Raw genomic sequence first — 14,675 nt, 5'->3', positions numbered from 1 at the left:
CCATGGGCGTCGAGATCGTCACCTTTGGCTGCCGCCTCAACGCCTTCGAATCCGAGGTGATTCTGCGCGAGGCGGAGCGCGCGGGCCTTTCCGACACCATCGTCATCAATAGCTGCGCCGTCACCAACGAAGCTGTCGCGCAGGCGCGGCAATCGATCCGGCGGATCAAGCGTGAGCGGCCTGGACTGCGCATCGTCGTCACCGGCTGCGCGGCGCAGACCCAGGCAAAAATGTTTGCCGGGATGGAGGAGGTCGACCGCGTTCTCGGCAATGACGAGAAGATGCGGGGCGAGGCGTGGCGCGAGACGGGCGCAGCGTTCGATGCCGGCTTCGGCATTGCCGACACCGAAAAGATCGCGGTTGCCGACATCATGCAGGTCAGGGAGATGGCGCCGCATCTCCTCGAAGGCTATCAGCGCGGTCTGCCGCGCGTGTTCGTGCAGGTGCAGAACGGCTGCGATCACCGCTGCACTTTCTGCATCATTCCCTATGGCCGCGGCAATTCGCGCTCGGTGCCGATGGGCGCGGTGGTTGATCAGGTGCGGACGCTGGTGGAGCGCGGCCATGCCGAGATCGTGCTCACCGGCGTTGACCTCACCAGTTACGGCGCCGATCTGCCGGGCGCGCCGAAACTCGGCATGCTGACCAAGCAGATCCTGCGGCATGTTCCCGAGCTGAAGCGCCTGCGGATCTCGTCGATCGATTCGATCGAGGCCGATCGCGATCTGCTCGACGTGATCGCGGACGATGCGCGGCTGATGCCGCATCTGCATCTGTCCCTGCAATCCGGCGATGACATGATCCTGAAGCGGATGAAGCGGCGGCATCTGCGGCAAGACGCGATCGCGTTCTGCGATCAGGTGCGGCGGTTGCGGCCGGACATCGCGTTTGGCGCCGACATCATCGCGGGCTTCCCGACCGAGACGGAAGAGATGTTTTCACGCTCGCAGGATCTCGTGGACGAGTGCGGCCTCACCTTCCTCCACGTGTTTCCGTATTCGCCGCGCCCGGGCACGCCGGCTGTGCGGATGCCGCAGGTGCCGGGCGTCGAGATCAGGGAACGGGCGAAACGCCTGCGCCTGACGGGTGAAGCGGCGCTACGCAAGCGGCTGGAAGCGGAGACCGGCAGGGTGCGCGAGGTGCTGATCGAAAGCGACAAGCAAGGCCGCACCGAACATTTCCTCCCAGTCGCAATCCACGGCGAAGCCCCGGGGACGGTGCGATCGTTTGTGATGGCGGGGAATGACGGCATGCGGCTCACCGTGTGAGCCGGCTGGCGTTGCGATCGCAGGTCAATTCATCCGCGAAGCCGCCGGTGTCGACCGCACTTTCCAGAACGTCAGCATCCGCCGCGCATTTTCGGTGCTCGTCCGCGCGAAGTGAAGCTTAGCCCTGGCCAGCTCAGCGGCATCGGGCGATCCCGTCGAGTAGCGGCACTCCAGAACGGCGGCCGTCGTATCCCAGGTGAGGCCCGCCGCCTTGCAGGCAACCAGTACGCCATCGTCGCGCAGGCTTTGCATCAGCGGGCGGATGACCTCGATGGCGGATTCCGACAGTTCCGCCAGTGCGGCGACCGTCTCCTCATACCGCTTCTGGCTGGCGAATTCGAACAGCGTCGCTTCGTCGAGCTCGCCGGCTTCCGCCAGCTTCGCCACAAAGTCCCTCGCTGCGGCAAAGTCGCGGACCCTGGACATTTCACGATCGGCGCCGGCCGCCGCGGCTGCGATTGCGTTGCGGATATCCTCGAACAGATAGGGCGGCGCGCGTGACAACAGCCGCGTTCGAACCTCTTCCGTCGCACTGCTCAGAAGCTGACGGCGCAGCGCCGAGGGCAAGTCCATCCGGATTCCGGCCTCAACCGCGAGGTCGGTATCGGTTTCCGCCTGTCCCACAATGATTGCAAACCCTGACGCGGAAACCCGCGCGCCGGGATTTGCGACGATGCGGCGGCTGACGCTTGGATATTGGCGGCCCAGCAGCGCATCGGTGACAATTTCCTTCAGCCACCAGCGGCCGGAGACCGCCAGCAAATGCTGCTCGCTCTTGGTTGCCGCGATCTCGATCAGGTCTTCCTCGCTCAGGCGCGCGGACTCCCGCAAGACGGGTGCAGCGATGCTGATTTCGTCGTGCCTTGCGAAATGGCCGATCACGGATGGCGGCGCCTGGGCGATCGGCGCGAGCTGCGTGCTTATCTCGGTAAGCGCCATGCGGGCGCTGATGTCGGCGATCGATCGCAGCTCGATCGCCTTGACGAGGCGCTCGAGCACATTGTCGAACAGCTCCACCTGCTCATTGTTGAAGCTGCCGGCGGACGCCAGGAAAAGATTGGTGACGCGTCTGGCGGTGTCCAGGCGCTTTTGTGTCGATCCGCCGCGGATCGCAGCCTCGATCTCATCGGCGATCGCTTGCCCATGATTAGGCATTACTCATCCTGAGCCGATTCGGGTGCTTGTTCTAAGCCAATTTGCAGTTCTACCGGTCAGGCCTGAACGTTCCGTAAAGGAATGGGAAAGCCTATTCCCCGTTCCACCCGCACGCGCGTAGCCGCTCCCGCATATGCTCCGGCGCCGGCGCCACCACATGCACCGGCGGCTTGTTGCGGGAAATCGGCACGCCGATCTCGCGCGAATGCAGGTGCAGGCGCGGCTCGCCAAAACGCGGGCCGTTGCCGTAGATATTGTCACCGACGATCGGCCAGCCCATCGCGGACGTGTGCACGCGCAATTGATGGGTGCGGCCGGTGACCGGTTCCATGGCGAGCCACGCAACGCCGCCGCCGCGTCCCAGCACTTTCCAGTTGGTCACGGCCTTTTGTCCCTCGGGATCCGGCTTTTGCCACCAGCCGCGTTCGGCGTTGAGGCGGCCAAGCGGCATATCGACCGTGCCTTCGTCCTCGGCCGGCCCGCCTTCGACCACGGCCCAATAGGTCTTTGAAACCTTGCCGTGCTTGAATAACAGGCCAAGCGAGGCGGTCGCCTTGCGGTGCCGTCCAAGCACGAGGCATCCGGACGTATCCTTGTCCAGCCGGTGGGCCAGCACCGGTGGCCGCGGCAGGCCGAAGCGCAGATGGTCGAACGAGGCTTCCAGATTCGCGCCGCCCTTGGGGCCACGATGCACCGGCAGGCCCGCCGGCTTGTCGATAATCAGCATCAGCCCGTCGCGATGGAGCACGCGTGACAGAATTTCGTCCGCGGTCAATTCGGGAACATCGATGGGGCGGTCAAGGCTTTCGCTCATGGCGTGAAACGGCTAACACGTCCCCCACATGAACGATACCCATGATGCCCCCAAATTGAGCTGGTGGCGGCGGCTCTCCAGCGGGCTGAAGCGGACATCGAGTTCGCTCGGCTCTGCGGTCGCCGACCTCGTCACCAAGCGAAAACTCGACCGCGCCATGCTCGACGATATCGAGGATGTGTTGCTGCGCGCCGATCTTGGCACGGAAGTAGCGGTGCGCATTGCCGAAGCCGTCGGCAAGGGACGCTACGACAAAGCGATCTCGGCCGATGAAGTGAAGAACGTGGTGGCGAGCGAAGTCGAAAAGGTGCTGGCGCCGGTGGCAAAGCCGCTCGAGATCGACGCAGCGAAAAAGCCGTTCGTCATTCTCGTGGTCGGCGTCAACGGCTCCGGCAAGACCACGACAATCGGCAAGCTCACTTTGAAATTTTCGGCCGACGGACGCAAGGTGATGTTGGCCGCCGGTGACACCTTCCGTGCCGCGGCGATCGAGCAGCTAAAAGTCTGGGGCGAGCGCAACAAGGTGCCGGTGATTGCAGGCGCGCAAGGCTCCGATTCCGCAAGCCTCGCCTTCAACGCGCTGACCGCAGCGAAAGAGCAGGGCAAGGATGTGCTGCTGATCGACACCGCCGGCCGTTTGCAGAACAAGGCCGAGCTGATGAACGAGCTCGAAAAGGTCGTGCGCGTCATCCGCAAGGTCGACGCGTCGGCGCCGCATGCGGTGCTCTTGGTGCTGGATGCCACGGTGGGACAAAATGCGCTGTCGCAAGTCGAGGCATTTCATCGTACCGCTGGCGTCACGGGTCTCGTGATGACAAAGCTCGACGGCACGGCGCGCGGCGGCATTCTGGTCGCGCTGGCCGAGAAGCACAAACTGCCGGTGCATTTCATCGGTGTCGGCGAAGGCATCGACGATCTTGCGCCGTTCACCGCACGTGATTTTGCGAAGGCGATCGCGGGAATCGAGTGACTCATCCTTCGAGACGCGCGCAAGAGCGCGCTCCTCAGGATGAGGGAGAGATACGGAAGTCCTCATCCTGAGGAGGCGCGAAGCGCCGTCTCGAAGGATGGCGGCAGACGAGATTTGATGGACCAATGATGGACAAGACCCAGCCGCATCCGCTGTTCAAGCTCGCGACCGAGCTCGGTCCGCTGATCGTCTTCTTTGCCGTGAACGCAAAATTCAACCTGTTCGCCGCGACCGGCGCGTTCATGGTGGCGATCGTGGCGGCGATGATCGCGTCCTATGTAGTGACGAAGCACGTGCCGATCATGGCGCTGGTCACCGGCGTGGTCGTGCTGGTGTTCGGCACGCTGACGCTGGTGCTGCACGATGAGACCTTCATCAAGATGAAGCCGACCATCGTCTACGGCCTGTTCGCCGCCGTGCTCGGCGGCGGGCTGCTGTTCGGCCGCTCCTTCATCGCGATCATGTTCGATCAGGTGTTCAACCTGACGCCCGCGGGATGGCGCATCCTCACCATGCGATGGACGCTGTTCTTTGTCGCGATGGCGATCCTGAACGAGATCGTCTGGCGCACGCAGAGCACGGATTTTTGGGTCGGCTTCAAGGCATTCGGCGTGTTGCCGCTGACCATGGCCTTTGCCGTCAGCCAGATGCCGCTGGTCAAGCGCTATCATCTGGAGCCGGCGTCGCTGGAAACCAGCGAAGCCGAAGCGGGCGACATCAGGAAGGGATAGAGCATGATCCGGAAAAGGCCTGCCCCGCACTTGATGCGGGGTGGATGCCGGTTTTCCCTCGCGACAAACGCAAAGCGTTTGCGCGGAGATCATGCTCAAGAAAAACAGGGTGGGGGCCGCCGTCACGACGCAAACTCTGTGACAGACTTCCCCCACCCGCCGCGCTGGGTAGGATTGATTCTGTCCGCGATCATGTCGTCCGGATGGCCGTGAAATGAACGGCAGCTAAACGCGCATTATTTTTCTGTAACGACTCTCTCGGTCATTCCGGGGCGCGCCACTTGGCGCGAGCCCGGAATCCATAACCACAGGCGGACATTGGCTAAAGAAGGTCGTTGACTTGTCTTTCCGACAACAACGGTCACGGCGTATGGATTCCGGGCTCGTGCTTCGCACGCCCCGGAATGACGGAGAGTATTATTTCAACGCTTTCTCGATCTCGGCTTTCAGCACGCGATCGAAATTTGCAGGCGTCACCGGCCCCACCAGCTTGTAGACGATGGTGCCGTCGCGGCCGACGATGAACGTTTCCGGCACGCCGTAGACGCCCCATTCGATCGAGGCGCGGCCGTTGCCGTCGACGCCGACGATGTTGAACGGATTGCCGTAGCGGCCAAGGAAGCGGCGGGCGTTGTCGGGCGAATCCTTGTAGTTGATGCCGACGAGTTGCAGGCGCTTGTCCTTGCCGAGCTCGGTCAGCAGCGGCGCCTCGTCGTGACACGGCACGCACCAGGACGCCCACACATTGACGACGCTGACCTTGCCCTTGAAGTCGGCGGGATCGAGTCCGGGCACTTGCACGCCGTCTCGCACCAGGCCGGGCAGTGCCGGCAATGCGGTCTGCGGCGCAGGTCGGCCGATCAGCGCCGACGGCAGTTTTGAGGGATCGCCGCCATAGAGCCGCACCAGAAACAGCGCCGCGAGGATCGCAAAGAAAATCAGCGGCAGCGCCACCAGCCAGCGCCGGCTGCGCGGCGGGGCGTCGGTTACGGGCGTGCTCATCAGAAATCCGTTGCGCCGCGGCCGGAGCGCCGCGCGATGCCGCTTGCTTCCAGTTCGCGCAAACGGGCCTTCTGGTTGCGGTAGTCGAGCGCGATCCAGCCGATCAGGATCAGCACCACGGCCGTCACCAGCGCATAGGACGTCGCGATGAAGGAGGCGTACGGACCGAGCGACATCATGCTGCTCCGGTCTGTTTTGACGCGGTTGCTTCACGCGAACCGGCGCCCGTTTCGCTGGAAAACGCCACGCGGCTCGCCTGCATCATCTGCAAGCTGCGCACCCGCCGCCGCAGGATCTCGTTGCGCATCGCCGCCAGGTGCAGCGTCACGAACAACAGCGTAAACGCCACCGCCATGATCAGCAGCGGGATCAGGTACGCGCGGTCCATGGTCGGGCCGTCCGCCCGGAACACGGAGGCACCCTGGTGCAGCGTGTTCCACCAGTCGACCGAAAACTTGATGATCGGAATGTTGATCGCGCCGACCAGCGTCAGCACGGCAGCCGCGCGCGCCGCGCGCGAGGGATCCTCGACCGCGCGCCACAACGCGATCAGGCCGAGATACATCAAGAACAGCACCAGCACGGAAGTCAGCCGCGCATCCCATTCCCAATAGGTGCCCCACATCGGCCGGCCCCATAGCGAGCCCGTCACCAGCGCCAGGAACGTGAAGGCCGCGCCGATCGGGGCTGCCGCCTTCGCTGCAACATCGGCGAGCGGATGCCGCCACACCAGCGTGCCGAGCGAGGCGATGCTCATCACGCCCCAGACGAACATCGATAGCCAGGCGTTGGGCACGTGGATGAACATGATCTTGACGGTGGCGCCCTGCTGATAGTCGTCCGGCGCCAGCGCGGATCGATAGAGCCCGGCCGCGAGCAGGATCGCTGTGGCCGCGATCAGCCACGGCAACACGCGCGCCGTCAGCGCGAGAAAACGTGTCGGATTGGCAAGGTCGATCAGCGTCATGGCATCCTGATAATGGGGCTGGCCGCCGCAAGCAATTGGCCCAAAGCGTCTCGGTAAGAGTTGATCGGCGTCAAATCAGTCGAGTCCGTGTTTGAGGCTCGCGGCTGCGGCAAACGGTCCGACCACGAAACTCACCAGCGAGATGGCGCAGAGGATCGAAAACGGGGTTCCAAACGGCGTCGGGCCCACGATCACCGCCTGCGAGGCGGCCACGCCGAATATAAGCACGGGCACTGACAGCGGCAGCACCAGCACGGCCAGCAATAGCCCGCCGCGATGGAGCGTCACCGCCAGCGCGGCGCCGATCATGCCGGTAAAGGTCAGCGCCGGAGTTCCCACCAGCAGCGTGAGCGCCACCGCCGAGGTGGCGGTGGCGTCGAGATTGAGCAGCAGCCCCAGCACTGGCGTTGCCACGACGAGGGGTAGCCCGGCGGCCAGCCAGTGCGCCAGCGCTTTGGCGGCGCAGGCGAGTTCCAGCGGCGTCCGTCCCATCACGATCAGGTCGAGCGAGCCGTCCTCGTGGTCGGCCATGAACAGCCGGTCGAGCGTGAGCAGGCTGGCGAGCAGCGCGCCAAGCCAGAGGATCGCCGGCCCCAGCCGCGTCAGCAGCGGAATATCCGGCCCGATCGCGAACGGCATCAGCACCACCACCGTCAGGAAGAACAGCACGCCGATCAGCGCCCCGCCGCCAACGCGCAGGGCGATGCGGACATCCCGGCGAATGAGGGCAGCCAGCGCCGTCACGCCGCGCCTCCGATCCGCAATTCCATCCGCAATTCCCTGGCCTCGATCCCGAGCGGCGCATGCGTGGCAGCTACAATCAGCCCGCCCGCGGCAAGATGCTCCCGCATCACGCCCGCAAACATCGCTTGGCCGGCCGCATCGAGCGCCGAGGTCGGCTCGTCCAGCAGCCAGACCGGCCGGCGCACGCTGAGCAGGCGCGCGATCGAAAGCCGCCGCCGCTGTCCCGCCGAGAGGAATGCAGCCGGCAGATGCATGGCATGATCGAGCCCGACCCGGGCGAGGTTCTGGCCGGCATCACCACTGCTGCCGAGAAAATCCCGCCAGAAGGAAAGATTTTCCAGAACGCTTAAGGCCGGCTTCAGCGCATCGCGATGGCCGAGGTAATGCGCCTGTTCGGGCAAGGTGAGCTCGGCCTCGCCGCCCTCCAGATCGATGCTCCCGCCGGCGGGCGCCAGCAGGCCCGCGATCAGCCGCAGCAGCGAGGTCTTGCCCGCGCCGTTGGGGCCGGTGACGGCCACGGCTTCGCCGGACGCTGCCTCGAAATCGAGGCTGGAAAACACCTCGCGGCCGCCCCGCACACATCTGACACCGCGCCCCGAGAGCCGCATCTTGCCTCTTTACAGCCCTCTGATTTGCCCCAGAAATTCTTGGGGTAGCGCAGCAGAATTTGTGGGTCTGCAATGCCGCAGCGCAATCGTGAGTGTGGCGATCACAATAGAAAGATTCTATACCCGGAACTTGATGCAGCACATGTTCCGCGGCTGCAAGCAAATCAGGCCAATCCGCTTAGCGGTACTTTAATACCCTATCGGGTGCTACGATCAATTGGGATTTCCTCACATGACCTCTCTCGACAGCTTCAAATGCCGCAAGACCCTCAAGGTCGGCGCCAAGACCTACGTCTATTACAGCCTGCCCACGGCGGAGAAGAATGGTCTGAAGGGAATTTCGAAGCTGCCCTATTCGATGAAGGTGCTGCTGGAGAACCTGCTGCGCAATGAGGACGGCCGCACCGTCAAGAAGGAAGACATCGTCGCGGTGTCGAAGTGGCTGAGGAAGCGGCAGCTCGAGCATGAGATCGCCTTCCGCCCGGCGCGCGTCCTGATGCAGGATTTCACCGGCGTGCCGGCGGTGGTGGATCTCGCCGCCATGCGCAACGCCATGCAGCAGCTCGGCGGCGATGCCGAAAAAATCAACCCGCTGGTGCCGGTCGATCTCGTTATCGACCACTCCGTGATCGTGAACTTCTTCGGCGACAACAAGGCCTTCGCCAAGAACGTGGTCGAGGAATACAAGCAGAACCAGGAACGCTACGAATTTTTGAAGTGGGGCCAGAAGGCGTTTTCGAACTTCTCCGTCGTGCCGCCCGGCACCGGCATCTGCCACCAGGTCAATCTCGAATATCTCGCCCAGACCGTCTGGACGAAGAAAGAGAAGATGACGGTCGGCAAGAAGACCGGCACCTTCGAGGTCGCCTATCCGGACTCGCTCGTCGGCACCGATTCGCACACCACGATGGTGAACGGCCTTGCCGTGCTCGGCTGGGGCGTCGGCGGCATCGAGGCGGAAGCCTGCATGCTCGGCCAGCCGCTGTCGATGCTGCTGCCGGAAGTGGTCGGCTTCAAGCTCAAGGGCGCGCTCAAGGAAGGTGTCACCGCGACCGACCTCGTGCTGACGGTGACGCAGATGCTGCGCAAGCAGGGCGTGGTCGGCAAGTTCGTCGAATTCTTCGGGCCCGGTCTCGATTATCTCTCGGTCGCGGACAAAGCGACCATCGGCAACATGGCGCCGGAATATGGCGCGACCTGCGGTTTCTTCCCGGTTGACGCCGCGACTATCGATTACCTGAAGACCTCCGGCCGTGCCGCGCCGCGCGTCGCGCTGGTCTCCGCCTATGCCAAGGCGCAAGGGCTGTTCCGCACCGCCAAATCGCCCGATCCAGTCTTCACCACCACGCTGACGCTCGATCTTGCCGACGTCGTGCCGTCGATGGCCGGACCGAAGCGTCCCGAAGGCCGTGTCGCGCTGCCGGCGGTCGCCACCGGCTTCTCCTCGGCGATGACCAGCGAATACAAGAAGGGCGACGACGCCTCGCATCGTTACGCGGTCGAAGGCCGCGATTTCGATCTCGGCCATGGCGATGTCGTGATCGCGGCGATCACCTCCTGCACCAACACTTCGAATCCGAGCGTCTTGATCGGCGCCGGCCTGCTCGCGCGCAACGCGGCCGCCAAGGGCCTCAAGGCCAAGCCGTGGGTAAAGACCTCGCTGGCCCCGGGCAGCCAGGTGGTGGCGGAATATCTCGCCAATTCCGGCTTGCAGACCGATCTCGACAAGGTCGGCTTCAACCTCGTCGGCTTCGGCTGCACCACCTGCATCGGCAATTCCGGCCCGCTGCCGGAGGAGATTTCGAAGTCGATCAACGACAACGGCATCGTCGCTGCCGCCGTGCTGTCGGGCAACCGCAACTTTGAAGGCCGCGTCTCGCCGGACGTGCAGGCCAACTATCTGGCCTCGCCGCCGCTGGTCGTCGCTTACGCGCTCGCCGGCACCGTGACCAAGGATCTCGCGGTCGAGCCGATCGGCACCGGCAAGGACGGCAAGCCGGTCTATCTGAAGGACATCTGGCCGACCACCAAGGAAATCAACGCTTTCATGAAGAAGTACGTCACCGCGACGATCTTCAAGAAGAAGTATGCCGACGTTTTCAAGGGCGACACCAACTGGCGCAAGATCAAGACCACCGAAAGCGAGACCTATCGCTGGAATATGTCGTCGACCTATGTGCAGAACCCGCCTTACTTCGAAGGCATGAAGAAGACGCCGGAGCCGATCACCGACGTGATCGACGCGCGCATCCTCGCGATGTTCGGCGACAAGATCACCACCGACCACATCTCGCCGGCCGGCTCGATCAAGCTGACTTCGCCTGCCGGCAAATTCCTCAGCGAGCACCAGGTGCGTCCCGCCGACTTCAACCAGTACGGCACGCGTCGCGGCAACCACGAGATCATGATGCGCGGCACGTTTGCCAACATCCGCATCAAGAATTTCATGCTCAAGGGCGCCGACGGCAACATCCCGGAAGGCGGCCTCACAAAGCACTGGCCCGACGGCGAGCAGATGTCGATCTACGACGCCGCGATGAAGTATCAGGCCGAGGGCGTGCCGCTGGTGGTGTTTGCCGGCGCCGAATACGGCAACGGCTCCTCGCGCGACTGGGCCGCCAAGGGCACCCGCCTGCTCGGCGTCCGCGCCGTGATCTGCCAGAGCTTTGAGCGCATCCATCGCTCCAACCTGGTCGGCATGGGCGTGCTGCCGCTGACCTTCGAGCCAGGCACCTCCTGGACGTCGCTCGGGCTGAAGGGCGACGAGAAGGTGACTATTCGAGGCCTACAGGGCGATCTGAAGCCGCGCCAGATCCTGACGGCGGAAATCGTCTCGAACGACGGTGCACTGCAACGCGTGCCGTTGCTCTGCCGGATCGATACGCTCGACGAGCTCGATTACTATCGCAACGGCGGCATCCTGCATTACGTGCTGCGCAAGCTGGCGGCCTAGTCCCTTGTTTGAGCATGATCTCCGTGCAAACGCTTGCGTTTGTTGCGAGGGAAGCCCGGTCTCACCACGCATCAGGTGCGTGGCAGGCTTTTTCCGGATCATGCTCCAACGCGGATTTGTGATCGGTGGCTCACTTCGAAGTGAGTAGCGAGAGAAAAGAAGGCGGCCTATCAAGGGCCGCCTTCGCGCGTTAAGGGTCCGGAGGGACCCGTAAGAATACGGATCATTAACGGCGGCGATACGGTTCACGGAATGACAGCGATGATGGCCTATAGTTCGATTTCGCGATGGTCGGGCGCGCTCGGCGTATGCGCGATCGTTGTGGTGGCGCGTCCCGCGCATGCAGAGCCCCGCGCGGTGGTGGAGCTGTTCACGTCGCAGGGCTGTTCGTCCTGTCCGCCGGCCGATCAGATCATCGGCGAGCTTGCGAAGGACCCGGGTGTGATCGCGCTCAGCCTGCCGATCGATTACTGGGATTATCTTGGCTGGAAGGACACGCTGGCGGACTCGCGCTTCAGCGCGCGGCAAAAGGCCTATTCGCGCATGCGCGGCGATCGCGACGTCTACACGCCGCAAGCGGTCGTCAACGGGTCGAAGCATGTGATCGGCAGCGACCGCGCCAGCATCGAAGGCGCGATGATCGAAACCAAAAAGGCCGACGGCGTAATGAGTGTGCCGGTCAAGATGAGCGTGTCCGGCAAGCAGCTCACGGTCTCCGTTGAAGCCGCCAAGGGCGCGACCGCTACGGCTCATGGCGAAGTGTGGCTCTGCTCGGTCGCAAAGGCCGTGCCGATAACGATTTCGCGCGGCGAAAATCGCGGCCGCGAAGTCACCTACCACAACGTGGTGCGCAACCTGCTCAAGGTCGGCGACTGGAACGGCAGTTCAGGAAGCTGGACGGTGCCGCTCGAAAACATCTCGCGCGATGGCGTCGATGCAGCGGTGGTCTATGTGCAGGACGGCAATCGCGACAAGCCGGGGCCGATGCTGGGCGCGGCTTACACGTCGCTTCACTGATCCGCGGAATTTTCAGCTAACGTCGTTTGGCTACAAGGTCCAGGCGAAGCGCGACGTTGCGTGACTCCCAAAACGAAAAAAGGACCAACTCACGTTGGTCCTCCAGTCTCGGGATTTTACTCCCCTGCGACAGGCCCGATCCCGACGGCCCCGGGGGGCTGGGGGCTGAGGAATCCGGAACCGAAAGGACCGGGCCAACGCAGTGATTCTTTCTCGCAATTCAGAGGGGCGGGCGGTTGGCGGAAGTGGGGCAGCAATAAGATTCGGCTAACGATCCCGTGACCCGTAGTTCCACGGGCACTTGGCCAAATCGCCGCGCTTTTCGGGTATTTTCAACGCGCCCCTTGCGGCCGGAAGCCGTCGGCGCAATCATGTCACCCGGATGACATCAGGCTTGAACCAGCCCGGCGGCGCGGCGCTGGCCTTTGTGCCTGAGCTGATTGGAGGCGCTCCATGAGCATTATTTCGGAGGACATCGATCCAAGCGAACTTCGCGCAGCGGCCCGGCCTGCCGCTGCGAACCCTCCACCCAACCGCGTCACGTTCAACCGTCTCGAACTTAACCGCATCCTCAATCTCTACGGCCGCATGGTCGCCGATGGCGAATGGCGCGACTATGCCATCGACTTCCTGAAGGACCGCGCGGTGTTCTCGGTGTTCCGCCGCTCGTCCGAAGTTCCGCTCTATCGCATCGAGAAGGATCCGCGGCTCGCCCGCAAGCAGGGCATGTACAGCGTGATCTCGGCCACCGGGCTGATCCTGCGCCGCGGGCACGAGCTCGATCGTGTGCTGCTGGTGATCGACCGCAAGCTGGCGGTGGTGTGACCACGAACACCCCTCATCCTGAGGAGGCGCGTCAGCGCCGTCTCGAAGGATGGGCCACAGGCGACATCGGGGGCCTCATGGTTCGAGACGCGCTTCGCGCTCCTCACCATGAGGGTTGAGAGCGGCTACCGCGCTCCATGCTCATTCCCCGGCACGGTCGCCGCGCCCTCGCCGAGCGCGAGCTGCATCATCACGGTATCCAGCCAGCGGCCGAATTTGAGGCCGACATTAGGGTGTGTCCCGATCATCTGGAAGCCGCATCTGGTATGAACGCCGATCGACCCGGCATTGGCGGAATCGCCGATCACCGCGATCATCTGGCGATAGCCGCGCGCCTCGCATTCGGCGATCAGCCGCTGCATCAGCGATAGGCCGATGCCCCGGCGGTGAATCGCGGGCCGCAGGTACACCGAATTCTCCACCGTGAAACGATAGGCCGGCCGCGGCCGGTAGGGACCGGCATAGGCGTAGCCGACGACTTCGCCCTCTACCTCGGCGACGAAATAGGGAAAGCCGCCATCGATCAGCGCGCGAAAACGGCGCGTCATCTCAGCAAGATCCGGCGGGATCAGCTCGAACGTCGCGGTGCCGTGGCGGACGGCGTGTTCGTAGATTTCCGTGATGGCGGGAAGGTCGGCCTCGATGGTGGGCCGGATTTCGGGAGCGGACATGGCGGCGAGACTATTTTCGCTCTCCACAAAAGAAAAGCCCCGGCGCGAGGGCCGGGGCTTCTATCTTGTCTCTCCGCTCGGCGCTTAGTCGCGCTGGCCGAGGAGCTGTAGCAGCAGCGTGAACAGGTTGATGAAGTTCAGGTACAGCGAGAGTGCGCCGGAGATCGCCGCACGCTCGGCAATGTCACCGCCCTGCGAGGCATAGCCGTAGATGTAGTCGTTCTTCAGCCGCTGGGTATCCCAGGCGGTGAGGCCCGCGAACACCAGTACGCCGACCACGGAGACGATGAACTGGAGCATCGAGCTCGCCAGGAACAGGTTGACCAGGCTCGCGATGATGATGCCGATCAGGCCCATGAACAGGAACGAGCCCATGCCGCTGATGTCACGCTTGGTGGTGTAACCCCAGAGGCTCAGTGCACCGAAGGTCGCCGCGGTGATGAAGAACACGCGCACGATCGAGGTGTGCGTGTAGATCAGGAAGATCGACGACAGCGAAATGCCCATCAGCGCCGCGAATGCCCAGAACAGCAATTGCGCCGTGGCGGGCTTGAGGCGGTTGATGCCGAACGAGATCGCGAACACCATCACGAGCGGCGCGAGGATGAACACCCACTTCAGCGGGCTGACATACAGCGCGTAGCCGAACGGCGTCAGGTAGGCGTTGCCGAACCGCGCAGCGGCGGCGGTCTGGTCGGTGGTGACCGCACCCATGTAGACGCCGAGCGCGGCGAGGCCGGTGATGGCCAGTCCGATGCTCATGTAGTTGTAGATGCGCAGCATATATGCGCGCAGGCCGGCATCGACGGTCGCGGCATCAACACGCCCGGCTGCCCGGCCGAAGGGGGAAGCATAGTTACGGTCTAGGTCCGACATGGTCGAATTCCCGCTGGTTGTCCGGCACGACGCAAGGCCTGCGCTGCCGGGAAGAAATCTATCTCAGAAACCCG

At 63.6% G+C, this 14,675-nt stretch carries 15 protein-coding genes; 6 read left to right on the top strand and 9 right to left on the bottom strand.

Annotation, left to right across the window (positions count from 1 at the left end; genetic code table 11):
• The first annotated feature begins 2 nt into the window (after nucleotides 1-2).
• Entirely contained in the window at nucleotides 3-1,268 is a 1,266-nt protein-coding gene (gene mtaB / locus JQ628_RS28540; protein ID WP_212228130.1) for a tRNA (N(6)-L-threonylcarbamoyladenosine(37)-C(2))-methylthiotransferase MtaB, read from the top strand.
• A gap of 24 nt (nucleotides 1,269-1,292) precedes the next feature.
• Here mtaB and JQ628_RS28535 read toward each other — a convergent pair whose 3' ends face one another.
• Together JQ628_RS28535 and JQ628_RS28530 are read right to left on the bottom strand one after the other, a co-directional pair.
• Complete coding sequence (locus tag JQ628_RS28535) at nucleotides 1,293-2,423, bottom strand: DUF2336 domain-containing protein (protein ID WP_212228115.1); 1,131 nt, start codon at nucleotides 2,421-2,423, stop codon at nucleotides 1,293-1,295.
• Nucleotides 2,424-2,514: 91 nt separating this feature from the next.
• Nucleotides 2,515-3,237 (bottom strand): RluA family pseudouridine synthase, encoded by a 723-nt coding sequence (locus JQ628_RS28530; RefSeq protein ID WP_212228108.1) that lies wholly within the window; start codon nucleotides 3,235-3,237, stop codon nucleotides 2,515-2,517.
• A gap of 28 nt (nucleotides 3,238-3,265) precedes the next feature.
• Between JQ628_RS28530 and ftsY the strand changes: the two genes are divergently transcribed.
• Nucleotides 3,266-4,207: a signal recognition particle-docking protein FtsY gene (gene ftsY / locus JQ628_RS28525; protein WP_212228106.1), complete on the top strand. Its 942-nt coding sequence runs from the start codon at nucleotides 3,266-3,268 to the stop codon at nucleotides 4,205-4,207.
• A gap of 128 nt (nucleotides 4,208-4,335) precedes the next feature.
• Entirely contained in the window at nucleotides 4,336-4,938 is a 603-nt protein-coding gene (locus JQ628_RS28520) for a septation protein A (RefSeq protein WP_212228215.1), read from the top strand.
• A gap of 417 nt (nucleotides 4,939-5,355) precedes the next feature.
• Here JQ628_RS28520 and JQ628_RS28515 read toward each other — a convergent pair whose 3' ends face one another.
• From JQ628_RS28515 to ccmA, 5 genes are all read right to left on the bottom strand, one after another.
• Complete coding sequence (locus tag JQ628_RS28515; protein ID WP_212228103.1) at nucleotides 5,356-5,940, bottom strand: DsbE family thiol:disulfide interchange protein; 585 nt, start codon at nucleotides 5,938-5,940, stop codon at nucleotides 5,356-5,358.
• Nucleotides 5,940-6,116 carry a heme exporter protein CcmD gene (ccmD, locus tag JQ628_RS28510; RefSeq protein WP_212228101.1) on the bottom strand — a complete coding sequence of 59 codons (177 nt, stop codon included), beginning with the start codon at nucleotides 6,114-6,116 and terminating at the stop codon, nucleotides 5,940-5,942. Before ccmD ends, JQ628_RS28515 begins: the two co-directional genes overlap by 1 nt.
• The gene (locus tag JQ628_RS28505) at nucleotides 6,116-6,907 is read right to left on the bottom strand and encodes a heme ABC transporter permease (RefSeq protein ID WP_212228099.1); all 792 of its coding nucleotides are present in this window, start codon (nucleotides 6,905-6,907) and stop codon (nucleotides 6,116-6,118) included. The genes ccmD and JQ628_RS28505 overlap by 1 nt, the downstream gene beginning before the upstream one ends.
• Nucleotides 6,908-6,982: 75 nt before the next feature.
• Nucleotides 6,983-7,651 carry a heme exporter protein CcmB gene (gene ccmB / locus JQ628_RS28500; protein WP_212228097.1) on the bottom strand — a complete coding sequence of 223 codons (669 nt, stop codon included), beginning with the start codon at nucleotides 7,649-7,651 and terminating at the stop codon, nucleotides 6,983-6,985.
• On the bottom strand, nucleotides 7,648-8,259 hold the full coding sequence (gene ccmA, locus JQ628_RS28495; RefSeq protein ID WP_212228095.1) for a heme ABC exporter ATP-binding protein CcmA: 612 nt from the start codon (nucleotides 8,257-8,259) through the stop codon (nucleotides 7,648-7,650). The genes ccmB and ccmA overlap by 4 nt, the downstream gene beginning before the upstream one ends.
• 232 nt (nucleotides 8,260-8,491) lie before the next feature.
• Here ccmA and acnA point away from each other — a divergent pair, with 232 nt between their 5' ends.
• From acnA to JQ628_RS28480, 3 genes are all read left to right on the top strand, one after another.
• Nucleotides 8,492-11,212, top strand: coding sequence for an aconitate hydratase AcnA (acnA, locus tag JQ628_RS28490; protein ID WP_212228093.1), 2,721 nt, complete (start codon nucleotides 8,492-8,494; stop codon nucleotides 11,210-11,212).
• A 252-nt stretch (nucleotides 11,213-11,464) separates the two neighbouring features.
• Nucleotides 11,465-12,229: a DUF1223 domain-containing protein gene (locus JQ628_RS28485; RefSeq protein ID WP_212228090.1), complete on the top strand. Its 765-nt coding sequence runs from the start codon at nucleotides 11,465-11,467 to the stop codon at nucleotides 12,227-12,229.
• A 453-nt stretch (nucleotides 12,230-12,682) separates the two neighbouring features.
• Nucleotides 12,683-13,054: a DUF2794 domain-containing protein gene (locus tag JQ628_RS28480; protein WP_212228088.1), complete on the top strand. Its 372-nt coding sequence runs from the start codon at nucleotides 12,683-12,685 to the stop codon at nucleotides 13,052-13,054.
• 125 nt (nucleotides 13,055-13,179) lie between these two features.
• Here the strand turns inward: JQ628_RS28480 and JQ628_RS28475 are convergent, their stop codons facing one another.
• Both JQ628_RS28475 and JQ628_RS28470 read right to left on the bottom strand, forming a co-directional pair.
• On the bottom strand, nucleotides 13,180-13,725 hold the full coding sequence (locus JQ628_RS28475) for a GNAT family N-acetyltransferase (protein ID WP_212228080.1): 546 nt from the start codon (nucleotides 13,723-13,725) through the stop codon (nucleotides 13,180-13,182).
• 84 nt (nucleotides 13,726-13,809) lie between these two features.
• Complete coding sequence (locus tag JQ628_RS28470) at nucleotides 13,810-14,601, bottom strand: Bax inhibitor-1/YccA family protein (protein ID WP_212228078.1); 792 nt, start codon at nucleotides 14,599-14,601, stop codon at nucleotides 13,810-13,812.
• Between the last annotated feature and the right edge of the window lie 74 nt (nucleotides 14,602-14,675).

This window comes from Bradyrhizobium lablabi, from assembly GCF_018129385.1.
GTDB classification, from domain to species: domain Bacteria; phylum Pseudomonadota; class Alphaproteobacteria; order Rhizobiales; family Xanthobacteraceae; genus Bradyrhizobium; species Bradyrhizobium lablabi_C.
The sequence above is the reverse complement of the archived record's forward strand: the minus strand, read 5'-3'. Positions and strand labels throughout refer to the sequence as shown.

Excerpts from the sequence above, each read along its gene's own strand:
- mtaB (WP_212228130.1), top strand. The coding sequence starts at position 3 with ATGGGCGTCGAGATCGTCACCTTTGGCTGCCGCCTCAACGCCTTCGAA.
- JQ628_RS28535 (WP_212228115.1), bottom strand. The coding sequence starts at position 2,423 with ATGCCTAATCATGGGCAAGCGATCGCCGATGAGATCGAGGCTGCGATC.
- JQ628_RS28530 (WP_212228108.1), bottom strand. The coding sequence starts at position 3,237 with ATGAGCGAAAGCCTTGACCGCCCCATCGATGTTCCCGAATTGACCGCG.
- ftsY (WP_212228106.1), top strand. The coding sequence starts at position 3,266 with ATGAACGATACCCATGATGCCCCCAAATTGAGCTGGTGGCGGCGGCTC.
- JQ628_RS28520 (WP_212228215.1), top strand. The coding sequence starts at position 4,336 with ATGGACAAGACCCAGCCGCATCCGCTGTTCAAGCTCGCGACCGAGCTC.
- JQ628_RS28515 (WP_212228103.1), bottom strand. The coding sequence starts at position 5,940 with ATGAGCACGCCCGTAACCGACGCCCCGCCGCGCAGCCGGCGCTGGCTG.
- ccmD (WP_212228101.1), bottom strand. The coding sequence starts at position 6,116 with ATGTCGCTCGGTCCGTACGCCTCCTTCATCGCGACGTCCTATGCGCTG.
- JQ628_RS28505 (WP_212228099.1), bottom strand. The coding sequence starts at position 6,907 with ATGACGCTGATCGACCTTGCCAATCCGACACGTTTTCTCGCGCTGACG.
- ccmA (WP_212228095.1), bottom strand. The coding sequence starts at position 8,259 with ATGCGGCTCTCGGGGCGCGGTGTCAGATGTGTGCGGGGCGGCCGCGAG.
- acnA (WP_212228093.1), top strand. The coding sequence starts at position 8,492 with ATGACCTCTCTCGACAGCTTCAAATGCCGCAAGACCCTCAAGGTCGGC.
- JQ628_RS28485 (WP_212228090.1), top strand. The coding sequence starts at position 11,465 with ATGACAGCGATGATGGCCTATAGTTCGATTTCGCGATGGTCGGGCGCG.
- JQ628_RS28480 (WP_212228088.1), top strand. The coding sequence starts at position 12,683 with ATGAGCATTATTTCGGAGGACATCGATCCAAGCGAACTTCGCGCAGCG.
- JQ628_RS28475 (WP_212228080.1), bottom strand. The coding sequence starts at position 13,725 with ATGTCCGCTCCCGAAATCCGGCCCACCATCGAGGCCGACCTTCCCGCC.
- JQ628_RS28470 (WP_212228078.1), bottom strand. The coding sequence starts at position 14,601 with ATGTCGGACCTAGACCGTAACTATGCTTCCCCCTTCGGCCGGGCAGCC.